This window comes from Mycobacterium sp. E3251, from assembly GCF_001666835.1.
Lineage (GTDB): Bacteria > Actinomycetota > Actinomycetes > Mycobacteriales > Mycobacteriaceae > Mycobacterium.
Genome location: NZ_LZJF01000188.1, coordinates 69642 through 89507, shown reverse-complemented (window position 1 = coordinate 89507; position 19866 = coordinate 69642). Strand labels below are relative to the sequence as shown.

The following is a 19866-nucleotide window of genomic DNA, read 5'->3' as shown; positions in this document are numbered from 1 at the left end:
GCTGAACGCCTGCCCTATGAGGACAGCCTGCGCAACCTGGGCGCGAGGTCCTTTTCGAACAGCTCCAGGAAGCGACGCTGGTCGTGGCCGGGCGCGTGGAACACCAAGTGGTTCAGGCCCCACCCGACGTACTGGGCCACCTTCTCGACGGCCTCGTCGGGGTCCGACGCCACGATCCAGCGCTTGGCGACCTGTTCGATCGGCAGCGCGTCGGCCGCCTTTTCCATCTCGATCGGGTCGTCGATGCTGTGCTTCTGCTCGGCGGTCAACGACAGCGGCGCCCAGAACCGGGTGTTCTCCAGCGCCAGTTCGGGGTCCGGGTCGTAGGAGATCTTGATCTCGATCATCTTGTCGACGTCGTCGACGTTGCGCTCCGCCGCGGCCGCGCCTTCCTTGACCGCCGGGATCAGCTTGTCCTTGTACAGCTCTTCGCCCTTGCCCGACGTGCAGATGAAGCCGTCGCCGGCGCGGCCGGCGTACTTGGCGACCGCCGGGCCGCCGGCGGCGATGTAGATGGGCACGCCACCGTCGGGCACGTCGTAGATCGAGGCGCCCTTGAGCCGGTAGTACTCGCCGTCGAAGTCGACGCGGTCACCGCGCCACAACTCCCGCATCAACCGCACCGATTCGCGCAGCCGGGCGAAGCGCTCCTTGAACTCCGGCCAGTCACCCTCGTAGCCGGTGGCTATCTCGTTCAACGCCTCTCCGGTGCCGACGCCCAGGAAGATCCGGTTCGGGTACAGGCAGGCCATGGTGGCGAACGCCTGCGCGATCACCGCGGGGTTGTACCGGAACGTCGGGGTGAGCACGGAAGTGCCCAGCACGATCCGTTCCGTGCGCTCCCCGACCGCCGTCATCCAGGCCAGCGAGAACGGGGCGTGCCCGCCCTCGTGCCGCCACGGCTGGAAATGGTCGCTGACGGTCGCGCTGTCCATGCCGTGACCCTCGGCGGCGACGGCCAGTTCGACGAGCTCACGCGGTGCGAATTGTTCGGCGGACGCTTTGTATCCAAGTTTCAGTTCAGCCACCCGTTATTTCTACTCCTCGGGCGGTCGCTCCTAAACTCGCGGGCATGGGACCGGCACCGACTCTCGTTCAAGTCACCGACACGGTTCACCTCGCTCAGGGCCACGCCGTGAACTGGACGGTGGTCGCCGACGACACCGGGGTGATGCTGATCGACGCCGGCTATCCCGGGGATCGCGACGACGTGCTGGCCTCGCTGCGGCAGCTGGGCTACGAGGCCGGCGACGTGCGGGCCATCCTGCTGACGCACGCGCACATCGACCACCTGGGCTCGGCGATCTGGTTCGCCGACACCTACGGCACGAGTTTGTATTGCCACGCGGACGAAGTGGGGCACGCCAAGCGCGAGTACCTGGAGCAGGTCTCGATTTTCGATGTGGCGATTCGCATTTGGCGTCCCCGGTGGGCGGTATGGGGCCTGCACGTGGTGCGCAGCGGTGGCCTGATCCGCGACGGCATCCCGTCCACCCGGCCGCTGACCACCGAGGTGGCCGCCGGTCTGCCGGGGCGCCCGATGGCCATTCCGACCCCGGGACACACCGGCGGGCATTGCTCGTATCTGGTCGACGGGGTGCTGGCCAGCGGCGACGCGCTGATCACCGGCCATCCGTTGCTGCGTCGCGGCGGGCCGCAGCTGCTGCCGGCGGTGTTCAGCCACAATCAGGACGATTGCGTCCGCAGCCTGGCCGCGCTGGCCCTGCTGGAGACCGAGACGCTGGCGCCCGGCCACGGCGACCTGTGGCGCGGTCCGATCCGCGAAGCCACCGACCGGGCGATGGCGCTCGCCCGCGGGGGATGAGGTGGAAGTCCGCTGGCTCGCCATGGGCGAGGACGACCTGCCCGCCGGTGAACACTGGCTGGCGCCGGCGGAGACGGCCAGCCTGGCCGCGCTGCGGTTTACCAAGCGGCGCACCGAATATCTGCTGCGGCGGCTGGTCGCCAAGCACGCCGTCGCCGCCGTGACCGGCCGGCCCACCGACCCGGCGGCGCTCGCCGGCATCGAGATCCGCAACGCGCCCAGCGGCGCCCCGTACGTGTGCGTCGAGGGAACCACGCTCGGGGTGGAGGTGTCGATCACCGACCGCGCGGGCTGGGCGGTCTGCGTGGCGCGACAGGGGGACTGCGCGGAGTCGCCTGTTGGCTGCGACCTGGAGCTGGTGGAGCCCCGCACACCCGGCTTCGTGCTCGACTTTTTCACCGCGACCGAGCAAGAACTCGTTGCCTCGCGCCCCGCCGGTGAGGACCGCGACATGGCCGCGAACCTGATCTGGTCCGCGAAAGAAAGTGCGCTCAAGGTGTTGCGCACCGGACTGCGCCGGGACACCCGCTCCCTGGAGGTGGCGCTGGCGGCTCCGCGCGGTGACGGCTGGGGCGAGCTGACGGTGGGCGCGGCCGAGGGGACGGTGTTTCCCGGCTGGTGGCGGCGAGACGGTCGCTTCGTCCTCACGGTGGCCACGGAAGTGGCGGCCGAACCGCCTGTCGCCCTTGGCGATCCCGGCGCGCTGGCGGCGGCCCAGCCGCGGCATTCGTGGCTCGACCGGCCGCTACACCGTTGACATGCCCCGGTCGAGGGCGTCGACGAGGTAGGGCCGCAGCCCCTGGGCGGTGATGATGTGGTTGACCGAGCCGACCGCCAGCGCCCGCTCCACCGTGTGCACGCGATCGAACTCGTCGGCCACTTGGCTGAGCTTCTCGGCGTGCACCGCCGCCCTGAGCTCGGCGAGCTGGGCCCGCGCGCTCGCGGCGTCGGAACCCGTTGCGTCGCGCGCCGTTTCGGTTGCCTGGCGGACCCGGGGATCGGAATCGGTGCGCGCCTCCACGTCCCGGACGAAGACGGTGGCGGCGGCCGGCGCACCGCCGATCACCGAGGCGAACGAGCCCTCGACGGCGGCGATCTCGAGCCGGTCGTTGAGTTTCGTCGAGAACACCACGAAGGCGCCGCCGTGGTAGCGGGAGACCACGACGAAGACGATCGGGCCGTGGAAATTCGTTACCGCGCGGCCAATTTCGGCCCCATACTCCAGCTGCCAGCGGCGCATGGACTCCGGTGAACCGTCGAAACCGGACAGGTTCGCCAGCACGACGACCGGGCGGTTGCCGCTGGCCGCGTTGATCGCGCGTGCGAGCTTGCGGGACGACTGGGGAAACAGCGTCCCCGACGACCACGAGGTGGGGCCGCCCGCCGGCACGAATCCGCGGCGGGGCACGGTGTGCGACTCGATTCCGAGCAGGCACACCGGAATTCCGCCGATGTGGGCGTCCCACACGATCGCGGTCTCGGCGCCGCGCCAGTGGCTCCAGCGTTCCAGCGGCGCGGAGTCGGCGTCGGCCGCGGCCCGCATCACCGAGCGCATGTCGAACGGCTTCTTCCGCTCCGGATTGTGTTCGGCGGAGAAGATTTCGCCGACCGTTGCCATGTCGCACCCGGAGTGCGGCGCGGACCGCACGTCACGGTCCACCGGGTCGGTGGTGGTGCGCCGGCGCGGCCACCGCTCGCCCGGCGGCACGTAGGTGTACTCGTAATGGCGCAGCAGGGTGTCGCAGGCGTCGGTCAGCGTCGGAGCCCAATACTGCCCCTGGCCGTTGGGCCCCATGATCCGGTCGAACCCGCCGATACCGAAGTTGTCTTCGGCGGACACCCCGCCGGAAAAGTCGAGTGCCTGTTTGCCGGTCAGCACCATCGCACTGGCCGGCGTCATCACCAGGATGCCCCGCGTGTGCATCAGCATCGTCGACTCGCCGTTCCAGTACGGCTGGGCGCCCACATTCACCCCGGTGACAACGACGTTCACCTCGCCGCCGGCCTGGGTGAACTCGATGAGGCGGCGCAGCACCGCGGCAATCCAGTCCATGTTCTCCGTGCCGCTGTCCATCGCGATCTTCGCCCCCGACGACAGCGCGAACCACTCGACCGGCACCCGCATCCGCTCGGCCAGATCCAGCGCCGCGATGATGCGCCGGCATTCCGGCTCGGCCAGGTTGCCCAGCCCGCGGGTCGGATCACCGAACAGCGCGACCCGGGTCATGCCCTCCGGGACCTTCTCGGTTTCGTTGCTGAGCAGGCCGACCACGATGTTGGCGCTGTTGTTCCCGTATGCCCGCGACACCGGCGCCAGGCCGCCCTGCTCGTCGAGGTCGTGCTCGACGAACCGCCCGGCGGGAAACCGGGATACGGCCCCGGGCGGAGGGGTGAGCATCCGCACGATCTCGTACGGATACGGGGCACCAAAGCGGTTGGCGCGCAATAGCTTCTGCTGGTACGCCGTCAACGGGCGGACGGGCTGCTTGTCCGGCGGGCGTTCGCGTATCGTCATGCCCCCGTCTAAGCCCTCCAGGTCGAGCACGGCATCGCGACCGTCGGGATAGCGCACGCGCAGCACCACCTTCTCCAGCCCGGCGCCGACCGCGAGCGGTGCCAACGAACCGGCGAGTTCGTCCCACTCCGCCCGGGAAACCTCCCACGGGGGCCGCACGTAGAGCACCATCCGGTTGGCGGCCGGCCGGTTGCGCGCATCGAATGTGGTCAGCGCCTCCTGCATGGCCGACAGTGCCAGCAGACCCATCAGCTCCAGGCGCGGGTATCGCACCGCGCCGCCCGCGGCCCGTACCGGCGTCAGGTCGCGCACTTCTGCGAGCGCGAAAAGGCGGTGATCGCTGGGATTGTCGTGTGCCACCGCGTGGAACACGTACACGTCTTCGGCCGAGCGCAGCCGCCGCAGTTCGAAGTTCGCCAGCCGCCACAACTCGAGCCGCTTGGCCAACATCGGATGCAGATTGCGATAAAGCGCGTCTTCGACGAATTGCCCGTCCCGTTGCCGGTAGGTCACGTGGTGGGTGCGGAAGCGCTCCGGCGCGGTCCCGTCGAGGGTTGTCACGGTCAGATCCAGGCGCCACAGCAGGCGGCCGAAATGGCATCCGGCGAGCAGTTTTTCGGCTTCCGCGATTACCGTGTCGATTTCCGCCGTCTCGCCGTGCCGCCAGAGCTCCAGATCCACCACGACCTGCCGATCGGCGTCGGCCGACCGCAACTGCCCGGCGATCGCCGCGGACAGTTCGGGCAGCTCCGCCCAGGGCGCGTACGCGGTGACCAGGTGAATGCGCTTGTTCTCGAAGTCGTAGTCGGCGCTGCCCAGCATCCATCCGTCATGCTCACCGACCGCCACGTGGCGCAGTCTCCGGATTCGGTAGAACCGGCGGATGTACACCTCCGCCAACACCCGGTGCAGCCCCGGGTCGCGGCTGGAACGCCATCGCCGCAGCAGCTCGGCGCGCAGCGGCTGTGGGCATGCGACGAGGCGGTCGATCCGGCGGGACCGGCCCGCACCGTCGGGATCGTTCCGCAGCGCATCGAGATCGCGCTGCACGCGGGAGTATTCGTGGGTGACGGTCGCCGCCAGCAGCGGCTCGTCGAAGTAATGGAACCGCACATCGCGGGCCAGGTCCGCGACGTTGCGCTGGCGACCCTGCATGGCCGCGAGCCGGTCAAGCCGGGACCGCATCTCGGGGTCGGCCACCTTTGCCAGCTCGGCGCGGTGGCGGAGCCGGCGCTCGAGGATCGCGGTCACTGCGGAAGCCAGCTCGCCGACCCGGCGGAATGAGCGGAACATCCAGACGACGGCTTCCTCGAGTTCGGGCGTGCGTTCGAGCCCACGCACCCCGTACCGGGACAGCGCGCGCTCCAGCCGGCGCCGATACGAGTCGGGCAGTCCGGCCCGGTCCGCGTCCAGCCACTGCAGGAACGACAGCAGGTACTCCCGGGTGCTGCCGTCGACGAGCGCCTCCTCCGGCTCGACCTCGCCGCGCGGCCGGTACAGCGAACCGACGTCGGTGAACAGGTCCAGCAGACTGTCCTCGCAGCGCAGCAGGTCGGGGTCGGTGGGCGTCGCGATCTCGCCCAGCCGGCGCTGCCGGGTCAGCATGGCCTGAACCGAGGTGGGATCGAGGTCGTAGCCGAGCAGATAGGAGCGCAGCGCGCCGTACACGCGCTCGCACGCCGGCGTTCCGGGCGCCTCCGCGACGCGCAGGCCGGTGAAGTCGACGGCGGCCGCGCCGACGCGCTGACGGGTGTCGGACGTCGCGATGCGGACCACCGGCGCTCCCGCTTCCACCTGAACGTTCGCACCGGCTTCGACCGAGGCGACGGTGCCCGCGAACGGCGCCGTGAGAGTGGTTTCCATCTTCATGCTCTCCAGCACGGCGAGCCGGTCGCCCTCGACGACCTGATCACCGGGCTCGACGAGGACCGAGACCACGAACGCCGGCCCGGGGCTGCGGACCAGGCCCCCGTCGTCGCGCGACACCGTGTGCGCGACGCCGTCGATGTCGACGCGCAGGGTGGCGCCTTCCACCACCGACAGCACCCGGTGCGCCGCGCCGCCGACCACCACCCGCCGCTCGTATCCGTCGCGGTCGGAGACCGTGACGTCCGCCGTGCCGGCGCCGGTGACGCGGTAGGTACGGACACCGGTGCGGTAGACGTCCACGATGTATCGCTGGCCCCGGTACCGCAGGCGGCATCGGTGTCCGACCTCTGCCGAGGTTTCGGCGCCGCCGCGGGCGGCGCGGGCGTGGAACGCGGCCCGCTCGGCGGCCTCGTCAAGGTCGTACGACTCCACGGCGGCGACCAGCAGGGCGACCGGGTCCGGGGCGGGCAGGTGCGCCGCCTCCCCGGTCAGCCGATCCAGCCAGTGGTTGTCGAAGCGCCCGTCGCGCACCTCCGGCCGGTTGAGCAGGTTCAGCAAGAACGAGCGGTTGGTGGTGCCGCCTTCGACGACGATGGCGGTGTCGAGCAGGGCGCGGCGCAGCCGGGCGAGGGCCTCGGTGCGGTCACTACCCCAGGCGACGATCTTGGCGATCATCGAGTCGAAGTCGGGCGGGATCCGGTCCCCTTCGCGTACGCCCGCGTCGACGCGGATGCCGTTGCCGGTCGGCAGGCGCAGGCAGGTCAACCGGCCCGGCGCGGGGGTGAACGCCTCCTCGGGATCCTCGGCGCATACCCGGGCCTCGATCGCATGCCCCGATACCTGCGGCGGCGCGCCGACCAGCCGCCCGCCCCGGGCCACGTGGAGCTGCAGCTTCACCAGGTCCAGCCCGGTGGTTACCTCGGTCACCGGATGCTCGACCTGTAGCCGGGTGTTGACCTCCATGAACAGGAAGTTCCCGGTGTCCGGGTCGACCAGGAACTCGACCGTGCCGGCGTTGCGGTAGCCCGCCGCGGCGGCCAGGCGTACCGCCGCTTCGCGGATGGCCCGCTCCCCGGCGGCGTCGAGCACCGTTGAGGCCGATTCCTCCAGCACCTTCTGGTGGCGCCGCTGCAAGGTGCAGTCGCGAACGCCTGCCGCCCACACGGTGCCGTAGTGGTCGGCGATCACCTGCACTTCGACGTGCCGGGCGGCGGGCACGAGCTTCTCCAAAAACACCGTCGGGTCTCCGAAGGCCAGCTGCGCCTCGGCCCGCGCCGAGGGCAACGCCGCGGCGAGTTCGGCGGCGCTGTAAACCGTTCGGATCCCGCGGCCGCCTCCCCCGGCGGCCGCCTTGACCAGCAGCGGATAGCCGAGCCTGGCTGCGAGGGCGCCGGCGTCGGCCACGTCGTCGACCGGCCCACCGCTCCAGCACACCACCGGGACGTCCACCTGCTCGGCGAGCCGTTTGGCGGCCACCTTGTCCCCGAGCCGCCGGATGGTGGCGCTGCCCGGCCCGACGAAGACGATGCCGGCCTCCTCACACGCCTGCGCGAAAGACGCGTGCTCGGCCAGGAATCCCCACCCGACCCACACGGCGTCGGCCGCACACTCGCGCAGCGCCGCCATCACCGCCGGCTGGTCGAGGTAACGCGACCGGCGGGTGCCGTCGGCCGGGTCGGCGAAGGTCGCGGTTCCCAGCAGCACGGCCTCGTCGGCCTGGCGCACGTACCAGGCGTCGGCGTCGGCGTCCGTGTAGAACACGATGGTCCGGATGGGCGGCTGGTCGCCGGCCTGGTTGAGCTCGGCCACCGCGGTCAGCGCGCGCACCGCGGGTTCACCGCGGTTGACGATCGCCAGCCGGCGAATCTCGGTGTCCATGGCGATACGTCCCCTCAGCCGCGCATGACGGAGCGGATCGGGGCGACGACCTCCGCGGACGGTGGCTGCGGCAGCGGCACGGTGCGGTACCCGTCGACCCGCAGCACGGGTCTGCCTTCGTCGTCGCGGACGGTGCAGACGAAACCGCCGCGTCCGTCCGGCCTTGCGGTGGCCACGAGCCCGGCCCGTTCGGTCGGGGTCCCGTTCAGGTGCACCGCGTCGACATGCAGCGGCAGGGCGAGGACGCCCTGGGTGCCGGCCTCGAACAGGCCGACGGTCTGGAAGCAGAGCTCGACCAGTCGCGGCCCGATGAGCACCGGCTCGTCGGTTTGCGGCGGCAGTCCGTCGGCGAATCGGGCGGCCGCGCCGTCGTCGCACCTCCACGCCGAACCGACCACCCGATAGGCCGGGCCGTGGAAGTACAGCCGGTAGACCTGCTCCGGACTCAGCGCGGGCACCTCGCCGCCGAGATCGGCGCCGCCCTCGGCGAGGGTGGGCGGCTCGGCCGTCAGCCGCACCGAGCCGGTGAAGTGGACGGTGCGCTGCGGCTGGTCGCTGCCGGGCAGCGTGCGCTCCGCGGACAGGCGGCATTCGGCGACGAGGTCGTCGCCGTCGGGGCGGACCAGGGCCGTCACCGTCAGAGTGCGCGGCTCGTCCCGATAGAACTTGAGCGGCGCCCGGAAGTCGACATTCTCGACGGCGGCCACGTGCAGATCGGGCGCCAACAGCCGGGCGGCTTCGGCGAACGTCTCCATGCCCATCACGCCGGGCAGCACCGGCGTGCCCTCGATGCGGTGGTGATCCAAGAACGGCCGGGTGGCCGGGTCGAGGGTGGTGTGCAGCACCAACCCGTCGTGCACACCGGCGCGGACGACCTCGCCGATCATCGGCCCGTCCGCCGTCAGCGAAGCCGGGTCGACGCCGCCGGTTTCGTGCGGTTCGGCGGTGAGCGCGCCGAGCGCCCCGGCGACGACGACCTCGCCGTCGGTCAGGCCGGCGTTCAGTTCGCGCCTGATCCACGCCACACCCGCCTCGGGGGGCAGCATCTCGACCCCGGCCGCCGCCATGATCGTCGGGATCGATCCGCGGGTGGCCATGCCGATGCCACCCCAGGCGGTCCAGTCGATCGCCAGCGTCCTTACCTCTGGACGGGTGCGACGCAGGTTGCTCAGGATCTTGCACTGCAGGTCGTTGGCGGCGCTGTAGTCGGTCTGGCCCATGTTGCCGAACCGGCCGGCGACCGAACTGAACGCCACGACGGCGCCCAGCGGAAGGTCACCGGCGGCATGCAGCACGTTGAACAATCCGTCACCCTTGACCCCGAGCACCAGGTCGAACTCGGCGGGCTCCTTGTCCGGCAGCCCGTGGCTGACCTCTACCCCGGCGGCGTGCAGCAGCACGTCGATGCGCCCGCTGGTCTCCCGCACCTGCGCCAGCACTTTGTCCACCGCGGCCGCGTCGGTGAGGTCGACGCTGTGGTAGCGCGCCGAACCGCCGGCGGCCTCGACGGCTCGGATGGCGGCCAGCGCGGCCTGCCGGCGCTCCAGGCGGGCCAATTCCCGCTCGATCAGGACCGGTGTCGGGCGCTCGCCCCTGGCGCGCATCCGATCCGCCAGTTCGACCTTGAAGCCGTCGCGGTCTTCGGCGTACCGCCGCAGGTCGGGGTCGGCCGGGTCGGGTTCCGGCGTGAGGTCCAGCAGGTGGAAGGTGCCCCGCCAGGCCGCGGCGAGGTCGGCGGTGATCGCCGACACGATGCTGCCGGCGGCCCCGGTGACGAGGAAGACCGGGTCGGGGCCGAGAGCCTTGCTGGCCTCGGCGGAAAACGGTCGCTCCGCCAGGCCGACGCCCCAGCGGCGGCCATCGGCGTGACCGACCTCGACACAACCGGGATCGCGGAGCGTCTCGTCGATCAGCGCGTCGGCCAGCGCCGCGGTCTTACGGTTGACCGGGAAGTCGACCGCCTTGACCAGCGCCTCGGGGCGCTCGCGCCGGTACGCCTTGGCGAACCCGGTGACCGCTCCGCCCAGGGGGCAGGTCGCCCCGGTCGCGTCGTAGCCGTGGTATCCGCCCAGCCGCGTGGCCACGACAAGGAACGGGCTGTGCTCGTACAGGTGCCGCATGGTGGTGTAGAGGTTGCGCACCCGGCGCCGCAGCGCTTCGTGCCAGCCGGCGAGGTCCAAGCGCTCCAGCGGGCCCTCGTCGTCGAGGGCCGCCAGCCAGTAGACGCCGTCGACGGCGTCGCTCAGAACGGTGCTGACGTCGTCGTCGGGCCGCAGCGTCACCACATCGACGCCGAGCCGGGTCAGCCGGGCGATCAGCGCATCCGCGACGCCGCCTTCGTCGCCCATGACGGCAACGCGCGTGCCTTGGCCGAGCGTGACACCGGTGGGCAGGCAGGCCGCGAGCTCTGGCCGCAGCGCGGGTACGGGCACCTGCCGGGTGATCCGGTCGGTGGCGGCGGTGTCGCCTGGGATGGTCGGCGGTGTTTCAGTGAGCGCTTTTGGGTGGGTCTGGGCCTCCGCCTTGTCGCGGATCCAGGCGATGACGTGATTCAGGGTGGGGAAGTCACGCAGCTTGAGGTTCTCATCGCGGGCCACCCCATAGTGCTGCCGAATCGCGGCGAAAATCTCGGCCTGCTTGACCGTGTCCACCCCCAGATCGGCCTCCAAATCCAGGTCCAGATCCAACAATTCACGCGGATAACCGGTCAGCTCGGCCACCGTGCCCACCACCACATCGGTGACGTCGTCCCCGGCTGGCGCCGGTGCCGCGGGCTTTGGCACGGGCTTTGGCGCGGGCGCCTCGGCGGGAGGCGCCGCCACGCCGGACTTTTCGCGGATCCAGGCGATGACGTGATTCAGGGTGGGGAAGTCACGCAGCTTGAGGTTCTCATCACGAGCCACCCCATAGTGCTCCCGAATCGCGGCGAAAATCTCGGCCTGCTTGACCGTGTCCACCCCCAGATCGGCCTCCAAATCCAGGTCCAGATCCAACAATTCACGCGGATAACCGGTCAGCTCGGCCACCGTGCCCACCACCACATCGGTGACGTCGTCCGCGGCAGGGGCGACCGCCGGTTCCGGCTCCGACACCACCGCCGGTTGCCGCGCCGGGGCGGCTGCCGGAGCGGCCGGTGGGCTTAACACGGGCGCTCCGGTGTCCACGACCCGCAGCCGGTGCTGCACGATCTCCAGGTCGGCGTCGGGCCTGCCCGACACCTGGGCGAGCCAGCGCCGCCAGGCGGCGCGGTCGATGATCCGGTACTCGTAACCGAGTTCGTCGGGGGGCCGGTGGCGGCCGTCGGGAACCGGGGTCCAGCGCATCAGCGTCATCGCGATCTGCGAACCGAACCCGGCGCCCAACCGGAGCGCGTATTGCACCGGATAGCTGCCGCCCACCGACAGGTTCAGCCGGCCCAGCTCCGGGTCGGGTTCCTTGAAGTTGGGGACGGGGGGAACCAGACCGGTCTCCAGCGCCTTGATCGCCACGATGTCCTCGATGCCGGCGCCCATCGCGTGCCCGGTGAAGCCCTTGGTGTTGGTGATGACCACGGCGTCCGCGTCGGACCCGAAAACCCTTCGCAGGGCGTTGATTTCGGCCGCTGCGCTGCCCCCGCGGGCCGGTGTGTATGTCTCGTGGGAGACGAACACGGTGTTGGGCGCGATGGCGTGGCGGTCCACGCCGCGAGCTTCGGCCTGGGCGACCAGGTGTTCCATCACGCCGCCGATGTGCTCGACGTCGAGCCTGGTGCCGTGGAAGGCGCTGTTGGCGGTGATGGTGCCGAGGACCTCGCAGATGGGTTGCAGCCCACGTTCGGCGGCGGACTCGGCGGATTCCACCACGAGGGCGGCGGCGCCCATGCCGAGGATCATTCCGTGCCGCCGCCGGTCGAACGGGGTGGCGGCCTCCTCGACGATGTCGTCGGTGGCGGCGGCGCCGGACGCCAGGAATCCGGATCCCAGCCAGGGCAGCAGGGCGTCGGAGCTGGCGTCGTCGGCGGAGACGACGATCACCCGGCGGCAGCGGCCGACCCGGATCCAGTCCTCGGCGAGCGAGATCGCCTGTGTGGTGCTCGCGCATGCGGCATTGACCTGCGTGTTGGGCCCGCGCGCGCCGATGATCTCGGCGAACTGCGAATGGCCCATCGCCAGGCAGCGGAAGATGAACCGGCGGTCGAACTCATACCGGTTGGACTCGCACGCGTGACGCAATTCGTGGATGCGCCGGTCGACCTCCGCAGCGGCGGGGTCGTCGCCGCTCATCCGGGCGCGCACCGCCTCCAGTGCGAGCAGGTGCTCCCGGTTGCTCCGGTCGACGTAGTAGTGCTCGAGGTCGCGGGCGAAGTTGTCGTAACCCGGGAACGCGGATGCGAAGATGACGCCGGTGTCGTCGCGCATCGAGTCGGGCAACCCCCACCGGTCGGGCAGCCGGGTGCCCAGTGTCGTGGTCTTGTAGCGCATGACCAGCGGGATTCCGGCGTCGCGCAGCGCGTCGAAGCCCGCCCCGATCGCCAGCTTGGTGGTGGAGTCGAGCGCGGCGTCGCGGGCGGTGTCGACCGCGAACTCGGCGACCACGTCCAGCGGTGCGCTGCGCCCGGCCAGTTTGATGACATCGGCCTCGTTGTCGATCGTCTCGAACGTGGGGTCGCCGGATTCCCGCTTGACCAGGCGGGTGATGTGCCGGTCGAGCATCGACCGGCGCAGCCGGTGCGGGATGGTGTCGATGAACTGTTGGCCGTCGAGGATCCGGGCGATGTTCTCGTCGTCGAAGACGCGCTCGACACCGGGCAACCCAAGCGCCGCACCGGTGATCACCACCGGCTGTTCGCTGATCATCGCGGACCTCCCGCTGGGCATCGCGGCTTGCGGGGCGGTCGCCACGGCGGCGGTGTCGGTACCCGCCGCGGCGGGCGAGCCGAATCCCAGCCCGGCCGCGTAGAGCCCGCACAGCGCCCGGTTGAACGAGGCGACATCGCCGGCTTTCGGGTGATTGGTGAAGAGCGCCAACACATCTTCCCCGAGCACGTCTTCGACGAAGCCATGCAGCGCCTTCTTCGGGCCGACCTCGACGAAGACGCGGGCACCTGCCTCGTACAACGTGCGCAGTCCGTCGACGAACCGCACCGGCGAGGCCACCTGGCGGGTGAGCAGGTCCAGCATCGTGTCGAGGTCGGCGTCCGCCGGATAGAAGTCACCGGTCACGTTGGAGACCACGGGCAGCCGGGGCGCGCTCACGCCGAGCCGGCGCAGGACGGTCTTCAGTGGTTCGCTGACCGGCGCGACGATCGCGGTGTGGAACGCGTGGCTGACGGGGAGCCGCGAGGCGCTCATGCCCGCGGCCCGCAGTGCGGCGACGGCGCGCTCGACGGCGTCGGTGGCACCGCCGATGACGGCCTGATTGGTGCTGTTGATGTTGGCGATGACGACGTAGCCGTCGGTGGCCCCGACGAGCCGCTCGATCTCGGACAGCGGACCGGTCACGGCCGCCATCGCACCGTTGTCGGGACCGGGCAGGTCGGCCATCGCCCGTCCACGGACGCTGGCGGCTTCGAGCGCGGCGTCCAGCGACAGCGCGTCGGCGGCCATCAGGGCGCCGTATTCGCCCAGGCTGTGGCCGATCACCATGTCGGGCCGCACGCCGTAGGCATCGAGCAGCCGGGCCAGGGCCAGATCGGTGGCAAGGACGGCCGGCTGGGTGATCTCGGTTTGCATGAGCTGCTGCGAGAGTCGTTGCACGGCAGCCTCATCGGTGCTGTCGGTGAAGATGTAGTCGGTGAGCGGCTTGTCCAGCAGGTGTCGCGTGACGCTGTCGGCTTCCTCGAACATCTCCCGCACGATCGGCTCTCGCGCGCGCAGGTCGGAAAGCATGTTGACGTACTGCGATCCCTGACCCGTGTAGAGGAACGCGACCTTGCCCGGTGCCCCGCGGCCGACGAAGACGCCCTGCGCGCGCAGCATCCGCCACACGGCGGGGTCGCCGTGACGCAGCGCGCCGGCCGCCTTCGCCGCCTTGGTCGCGAGGTCGGCCGCATCCGCGAAGTCGATGGCGACCCGAACGGGCGCGCCCGCCAGGGCGGGGTCCGGCGGGGCCACCGCGGGGACATCGCCGCCCGACGCCCGCTCGGCGAGCCGGTCCAGCTGTGCGGCCACACCGGCGTCATCCGCGCCGCCGACCACCGCCGCGCCCCGCAGCGGCGCCTTTGCCTCGACCGGCGCGGCCTGCGCCGGGGCGGGTCGCTGCGCTATGGTCGCGCCCGGGTAGGAGCGGGCCTCCCCCGGCGGGCGATGCCGACCGGGCACGTACTCCTCGAGCACGGCGTGAAAGTTGGTGCCGCCGAACCCGAAGGAGCTGACCCCGGCGCACCGCACCCCGTTGGCCGGTGCCGGCCACTCGCTCAGTTCGGTGTTGACCCGGAACGGGATGTCGTTCCAGTCCACGTTGGGGTTCGGGTGCTCGAAGTGCAGGCTGGGCACCAGCAGCTTGTTGTGCAGGCTGAGCACCGTCTTGAACAGGCCCGCGGCACCGGCCGCGCCCTTGAGGTGGCCGATGTTGGACTTGACCGACCCCAGCGCGATCGAACCGGGCGTCGCGCCGGCCTTACCAAAAACGTCTGTGAGGCTGGCCAATTCGGTCGCGTCGCCCACCCGGGTGGACGTCCCGTGCGCCTCGATGCAGGTGGCCGCCGCCGGATCGAGGCCGGACGCCGCCCAGGCGCGCTCCACCGCCAGCCGCTGGCCCACCGGGTTGGGGGCGGTGATGCCCTTGCCGCGACCGTCACTGGAGCCGGCGATGCCGAGCAGCACCGCGTAGATCCGGTCGCCGTCGCGTTCGGCGTCGGACAGCCGCTTGAGGACGAACAGCGCGGCGCCCTCACCCATTACGAAGCCGTCCGCGCCCGCGTCAAATGGGCGGGTGCCGGTCGCCGACAGCGCGCCGATCTTGCAGAACTTCACGAACCCCGCCGGGTCCATGTTGCGGTCGAGGCCGCCGGTCACGGCGGCATCGAAGTCGCCGGCCTGCAATCCCCGCACGGCGGCCGACATCGCGGCCAGCCCCGAGGCGCACGCCGCGTCGGTGGTGAAGTTGGGGCCGCGGAAGTTGAACAGGTTCGCCACCCGGCCGGCTGCCACGTTCGCGAGCTCGCCGGGCATGGTGTCCTCGGTGATCTCGGAGATTCCACCCAGGAACGCGGCCCGGGTCTCGGCGAGCACGGCGTCGCGCACCGACTCGGGGAGTTGCGCGAATGACGGTGTAGCGCGGAGCTTTTGAATGACAGCGGGAAACTGGATTCGCAGGTTGGTCTGATGCTGCTTGTCGCCGCCGATGGCGCTGCCGATGATGACCGCGACCCGTTCGGGGTCCACCGTCCAGTCGGGCCATCCGGCTTCGAGCAGGGCGGAGCGGGCGGCCGCCACCACCCACTTCTGACCGTCGTCCATCTGCGCGCTGACCGCCGGCGGGATGGGCAGCCGCCACGCCAGCGGTTCCCACGTGAAGTCGCGGACCCAACCACCGATCCGGGAGTAGGTCTTGTCGGGAGCGTGTGGGTCGGGATCGTAATAGAGCTCCGGATCCCAGCGCTCGGGCGGCACGTCGCTGATGCTGTAGAGGCCGGCCTTGATGTTGGCCCAGAAGGTGGCGGCGTCGGGCGCGTCGGGCATGATCGCGCTGACGCCGACCACCGCGATCGGCTCCTGTGGCGTGGTCGTCATGATGTTCCGGCCTCTCTTCGATACAGCGCGTCCCCCACCCGGTCCATGTCATTCAGCAGGCCGGCCTGCGCGGCCCGCACCTGGTCCAGCGGCAGCGCGACGGCGAGGTCAGACCCCCCGGCGCCGGTCACCCACCGCAAGCCCTCCTCGGCGACCTTCAACGCCGCGTCGCGCGCGAAAACGCGGCTGATGGCGGCCAGCGCGGCCGCGTCGAAGCGGGCGTCCGATTTCGCCGGCAACGCACCGGCCGCGGCCGCGGCCGCGCGGCGGGCCAGTGCGCCCGCGCATTCGGCGTAGCTGATCAGTTCACCCAACCGCAACAGCACGTGCTGGCTGCGGGTCAACCGGCCGACCCGGCACGATTCCAGCACGGCGCCAAGGCATTCCAGCGCCAGCGCCGCCGTGGGGCCGCCGCATTCGCCGGGGACATCGTCAAGTGCGCGCGCCGCGTCGCGGTAATAGGCGCCCGACGTCTTGAGGTGCTGCTGCCAGCGGCCGCGGGCGATCGTCATCTCCATGATCTCCGAGGTGCCCTCGTAGATCGTGGTGATCCGGACGTCGCGCTTGATCTTCTCCACCAGGTACGGCCGGGTATAGCCGTATCCGCCGTGCGCCTGGATCGCCGCCTCGGCGGCCGCGTTACCGGACTCGGTGGCTAGGTATTTGGCGATCGCGCCCTCGGTGTTGAGCGCGCCGCCGGCACCCTCGCCGCCGTCGATCCGGGCCGCGGTTTCCTCGATGAACGCGCGTGCCGCCTCCAGCCGCACCGCATGCGGCACGATCAGCTTGTGGGTGAACCCTTGCTTGTCCGACAGCGGTGCGCCGCCCTGCACCCGGTCGGCGGAGTAGGCGATCGCCCGGTCCAGGGCCGCCCAGCCGCCGCCGAGCCCGAATGCGGCGACCATCACCCGCGTGTAGCCGAAGACCTGCTGGGCCTGGGCGAGCCCGCGGCCCTCCTCGCGGCCCACCAATTGCTCCGCCGGGACCAGCACGTCATCGAGGAATAGCGCTGCGGTGTCGGACAACCGGATGCCGTGCTTGTCTTCCGGGGGTGCCGCCGAGAACCCGGGGGCGCCCTTCGTCACCACGAACCAGGACGGTCCGCCCGGCGCCAGGGCAAGAACCGAGTAGGCATCCGCGATGGAGCCGTTGCTGATCCATTGCTTGCGGCCATTGAGCCGGTAGGCCGTCACCTGACCGTCGGTCTCGACCGGTGTGGCCGTCGTGTTCATCGCCGCCAAATCGCTTCCCGCCTCGGGTTCCGTTGCGGCGTAAGCGAATAGGATTCCCTTTTCGGCGATGCGCCCGAGCCACTCCTTGCGCTGCTGTTCGGTCGCGCCCACGACGATCGGGTCGCTGCCGAGAAACGTGGCCAGTACCGCGGTGGCGACGCCGATGTCGAAGCGGGCGAGCCGTTCGCAGACCCGGTAGGAGTCGAACGCCCCGCCGCCGAATCCGCCGTACTCCTCAGGGATGAAGACGAGCTGCACGCCGAGGTCTTCACCGCACATCGCGCGGACGGTTTCTTCCGGGCAGACGTCATCGTGGTCGAGGGCCAGCCGGCGCGTATCCGGCAGCGCCTCGGCGAGGAAATCATCGAGCGAGGTCAGCATCATTTCGAGGCTGTCGCGGTCCAGGCCGACGTCGGTGGTCATCGCCTTGCCCACCGACGCCGAGTGGCCATGACGGTCAGGCGCCACGTGCGGTACGCGGCGGACGACTCGGACCTATTCATCGAAATGTCCTCCCTGGCAGGCCGTGACTCCCCTTTCACCGCTGCTCTTAGTGATTCTTTGACCCCGCGGGTGCCGCGGGCGAGAGCCGAAAGTCCTATTGCCGCAGGAGACAAGGTCCTCGCTGGCCTGCATGAATTCGTTCTCGGCGGCATCGGTCAAGGTGTGCGTACACTCGGCGGGGAGTTCAGTCGGACGGGGGGTTTGGCGCGAAAGGGCGTGCATGACCGCCGTTGATAATGAAAGCCTTGCCTTTGCCGGGGTGGCGCGGCTGGCGCAAATGGTGCGCGACCGCGAGGTTTCACCGCGAGAGCTGCTGGATTTCCACCTCGAGCGGATCGCTCAACTCGACCCGGTCTTGAACGCATTCCGCGTCGTGCTCGCCGAGCAGGCGAGGGCGGAAGCGGCGCAGGTCGAACGCCGGCTCGCCGCCGGCGAAGTGCTGCCGCTGGCGGGGGTGCCGATCGCGGTCAAGGACGACACGGATGTGGCGGGAGTGTCGTCGATGTGCGGCACCGCGATCGACACGGGGCCGGTCAGCCGCGACAGCGCCGCGGTGCGGCGCCTCCGGGAAGCCGGGGCGGTCATCATCGGCAAGACGAATCTGCCCGAGTTCGGCGCCGTCCCGATGTGCGAGTCCCCCACCTGGGGCGTGACCCGCAATCCGTGGCACCTGGGCCGGACCACCGGCGGTTCCAGCGGTGGTTCGGCGGCGGCGGTGGCGGCCGGCATGGTGCCCGGCGCGCTGGGCACCGACGGGGGCGGGTCGGTTCGCATCCCGGCCGCCTGCTGCGGAGTGGTCGGCCTGAAGGGTCAGCGCGGGTGGATCAGCACCAAGCAATCACCGGAGCGGGCCTACCGGTTCCACGGGCTGCATCACATCGGCGCGCTGGCCCGCAGCGTGGCCGATGCGGCGCTGCTGCACGACGCGATGGCCGGCCTGGAGCCCAACGACGAAATCGTCTCGGCGTTTCCGCCGCCGACCCTGATCGACGCGGTGTCGCGCGCACCGCGTCCGCTGCGGATCGCCATGTCCTTCAAACCGGTCATTCCCGTTCCGGTCAGCGAGGAGGTGCGCCGGCCGGTATTGGAGACCGCCGAGCTGCTGCGCTCGCTGGGCCACGAAGTCGTCGAGCGTGATCCGGTCTATCCGCCGGCCGCTGTCCTTTCGGTGTTCGCGCTGATGATGCACGGCCTCGCCGATGAAATCGAGCGGCTGCCCACACCCGAGCTGCTGGAGCGGCGGATCCAGGCCGAGGGACGTACCGCCCGGCTGGTCCCCGACTGGCTGGCGCACCGGGCGCTGGCCGCCCGTGACCGGATGAGCGAGCGCGGGCTGCGGCCGGTCGCCGATTTCGACGTGCTGATGACGCCGGTGCTGGGTAAGCCGCCGGTGCCCGTCGGGCACCTCGAGGGCCTGGGGCCCACCCGCGCGATGGCGCGGGTGTTGGGCTTCATGCCGTTCACCCCGACGCAGAACTACACCGGGCAACCGGCGATGTCGGTCCCGGTCGGAATCTCGCCGCACGGCCTGCCCGAAGCGGTCCATCTGGTAGGGCGGCCCGATGACGGGCTGACCCTCATTTCGCTTGCCGCGCAACTGGAGTCGGCGCGCCCGTGGGCCCAGCACCGGCCGCCGGCCGCGCGGTATCGCACGCCTGCTTAGGGTTGGCTCCCCAAACATCGTGCGGCTGCGGGCTGCGCCGGCCTCATTTCCGTTGCGCCGCATTCGATTTGACCGGCGCAATGGCATGGCGAAAGGCGTCTTATCTCGCCGCTACTGAATTCTTAGATACTCCAGAGCCCCGTAGGAGGCTGGACCCCGAAACAGACGCTAGGCTGACATAATCATCGCCGGATTTATCGCGGTGTGTTCCCCTTGAAAGGTTATTCAGAATGGTCACGTTTTCGTGGACCAGATTGGCAGTTGCGACTGGTGGTCTGGCGTTATCCCTCACCACCGGAGCCGGCATCGCGGCCGCGGATCCCACTACCGCTCCCGACCCCGATCTGGAGCGGGTCATCAACTCGACCTGTACGTACGATCAGGCGACGGCCGCGCTCAACACGCAATTTCCCGACGATGCGGCGAAATTCAACGGATCGCCGATCGCTCAGGGCTTTTTGCACCAGTTCGTCGATGCGGGGCCGGACCAGCGCAGGCAATTAGCCGCGCAGATCCAGGGCATGCCCGACGCCCAGCCGTACCTCCAAACGATGAAGAACGTCGCGAAAATCTGCAATAAGTACTGAGCACCGGGCCCGGGCCGTGCCAGGCGGATTGGCCGGCCCGGGCCAGGTCGCCCCAAGGGCCTAAGGGCCTCCGAATTTGGG

Annotated in this window: 8 protein-coding genes; 4 read left to right on the top strand and 4 right to left on the bottom strand. The window is 70.4% G+C overall.

The window, feature by feature from the left end:
* Positions 1-14: 14 nt before the first annotated feature.
* Positions 15-1028 (bottom strand): glucose-6-phosphate dehydrogenase (coenzyme-F420), encoded by a 1014-nt coding sequence (gene fgd, locus A5697_RS23450; RefSeq protein WP_067943872.1) that lies wholly within the window; start codon positions 1026-1028, stop codon positions 15-17.
* A 44-nt stretch (positions 1029-1072) separates the two neighbouring features.
* On the opposite strand from fgd, the gene A5697_RS23445 reads away from it, so the two are divergent.
* On the top strand, positions 1073-1825 hold the full coding sequence (locus A5697_RS23445) for an MBL fold metallo-hydrolase (protein ID WP_068012197.1): 753 nt from the start codon (positions 1073-1075) through the stop codon (positions 1823-1825).
* 1 nt (position 1826) lies between these two features.
* A complete protein-coding gene (locus A5697_RS23440; protein WP_067943876.1) occupies positions 1827-2582 on the top strand; it encodes a 4'-phosphopantetheinyl transferase superfamily protein in 756 nt (251 codons plus the stop codon).
* Here A5697_RS23440 and A5697_RS23435 read toward each other — a convergent pair.
* Genes A5697_RS23435 through A5697_RS23425 form a run of 3 tightly spaced genes read right to left on the bottom strand, consistent with a single transcriptional unit; the run spans position 2571 to position 17499 of the window.
* Positions 2571-8087 (bottom strand): carboxyl transferase domain-containing protein, encoded by a 5517-nt coding sequence (locus tag A5697_RS23435; protein WP_068012196.1) that lies wholly within the window; start codon positions 8085-8087, stop codon positions 2571-2573. The two genes, A5697_RS23440 and A5697_RS23435, sit on opposite strands and share 12 nt — an antisense overlap.
* Before the next feature lie 14 nt (positions 8088-8101).
* Entirely contained in the window at positions 8102-15799 is a 7698-nt protein-coding gene (locus A5697_RS23430; protein ID WP_068012195.1) for a type I polyketide synthase, read from the bottom strand.
* The gene (locus tag A5697_RS23425) at positions 15796-17499 is read right to left on the bottom strand and encodes an acyl-CoA dehydrogenase family protein (RefSeq protein WP_197501094.1); all 1704 of its coding nucleotides are present in this window, start codon (positions 17497-17499) and stop codon (positions 15796-15798) included. The genes A5697_RS23430 and A5697_RS23425 overlap by 4 nt, the downstream gene beginning before the upstream one ends.
* A 256-nt stretch (positions 17500-17755) precedes the next feature.
* On the opposite strand from A5697_RS23425, the gene A5697_RS23420 reads away from it, so the two are divergent.
* Complete coding sequence (locus A5697_RS23420) at positions 17756-19198, top strand: amidase family protein (RefSeq protein WP_068012194.1); 1443 nt, start codon at positions 17756-17758, stop codon at positions 19196-19198.
* Between the two features lie 230 nt (positions 19199-19428).
* Positions 19429-19785, top strand: coding sequence for a hemophore-related protein (locus tag A5697_RS23415; protein ID WP_067943885.1), 357 nt, complete (start codon positions 19429-19431; stop codon positions 19783-19785).
* The last annotated feature ends 81 nt before the right edge of the window (positions 19786-19866 follow it).

Excerpts from the sequence above, each read along its gene's own strand:
- A5697_RS23415 (WP_067943885.1), top strand. The coding sequence starts at position 19,429 with ATGGTCACGTTTTCGTGGACCAGATTGGCAGTTGCGACTGGTGGTCTG.
- A5697_RS23435 (WP_068012196.1), bottom strand. The coding sequence starts at position 8,087 with ATGGACACCGAGATTCGCCGGCTGGCGATCGTCAACCGCGGTGAACCC.
- A5697_RS23420 (WP_068012194.1), top strand. The coding sequence starts at position 17,756 with ATGACCGCCGTTGATAATGAAAGCCTTGCCTTTGCCGGGGTGGCGCGG.
- A5697_RS23445 (WP_068012197.1), top strand. The coding sequence starts at position 1,073 with ATGGGACCGGCACCGACTCTCGTTCAAGTCACCGACACGGTTCACCTC.
- A5697_RS23430 (WP_068012195.1), bottom strand. The coding sequence starts at position 15,799 with ATGACGACCACGCCACAGGAGCCGATCGCGGTGGTCGGCGTCAGCGCG.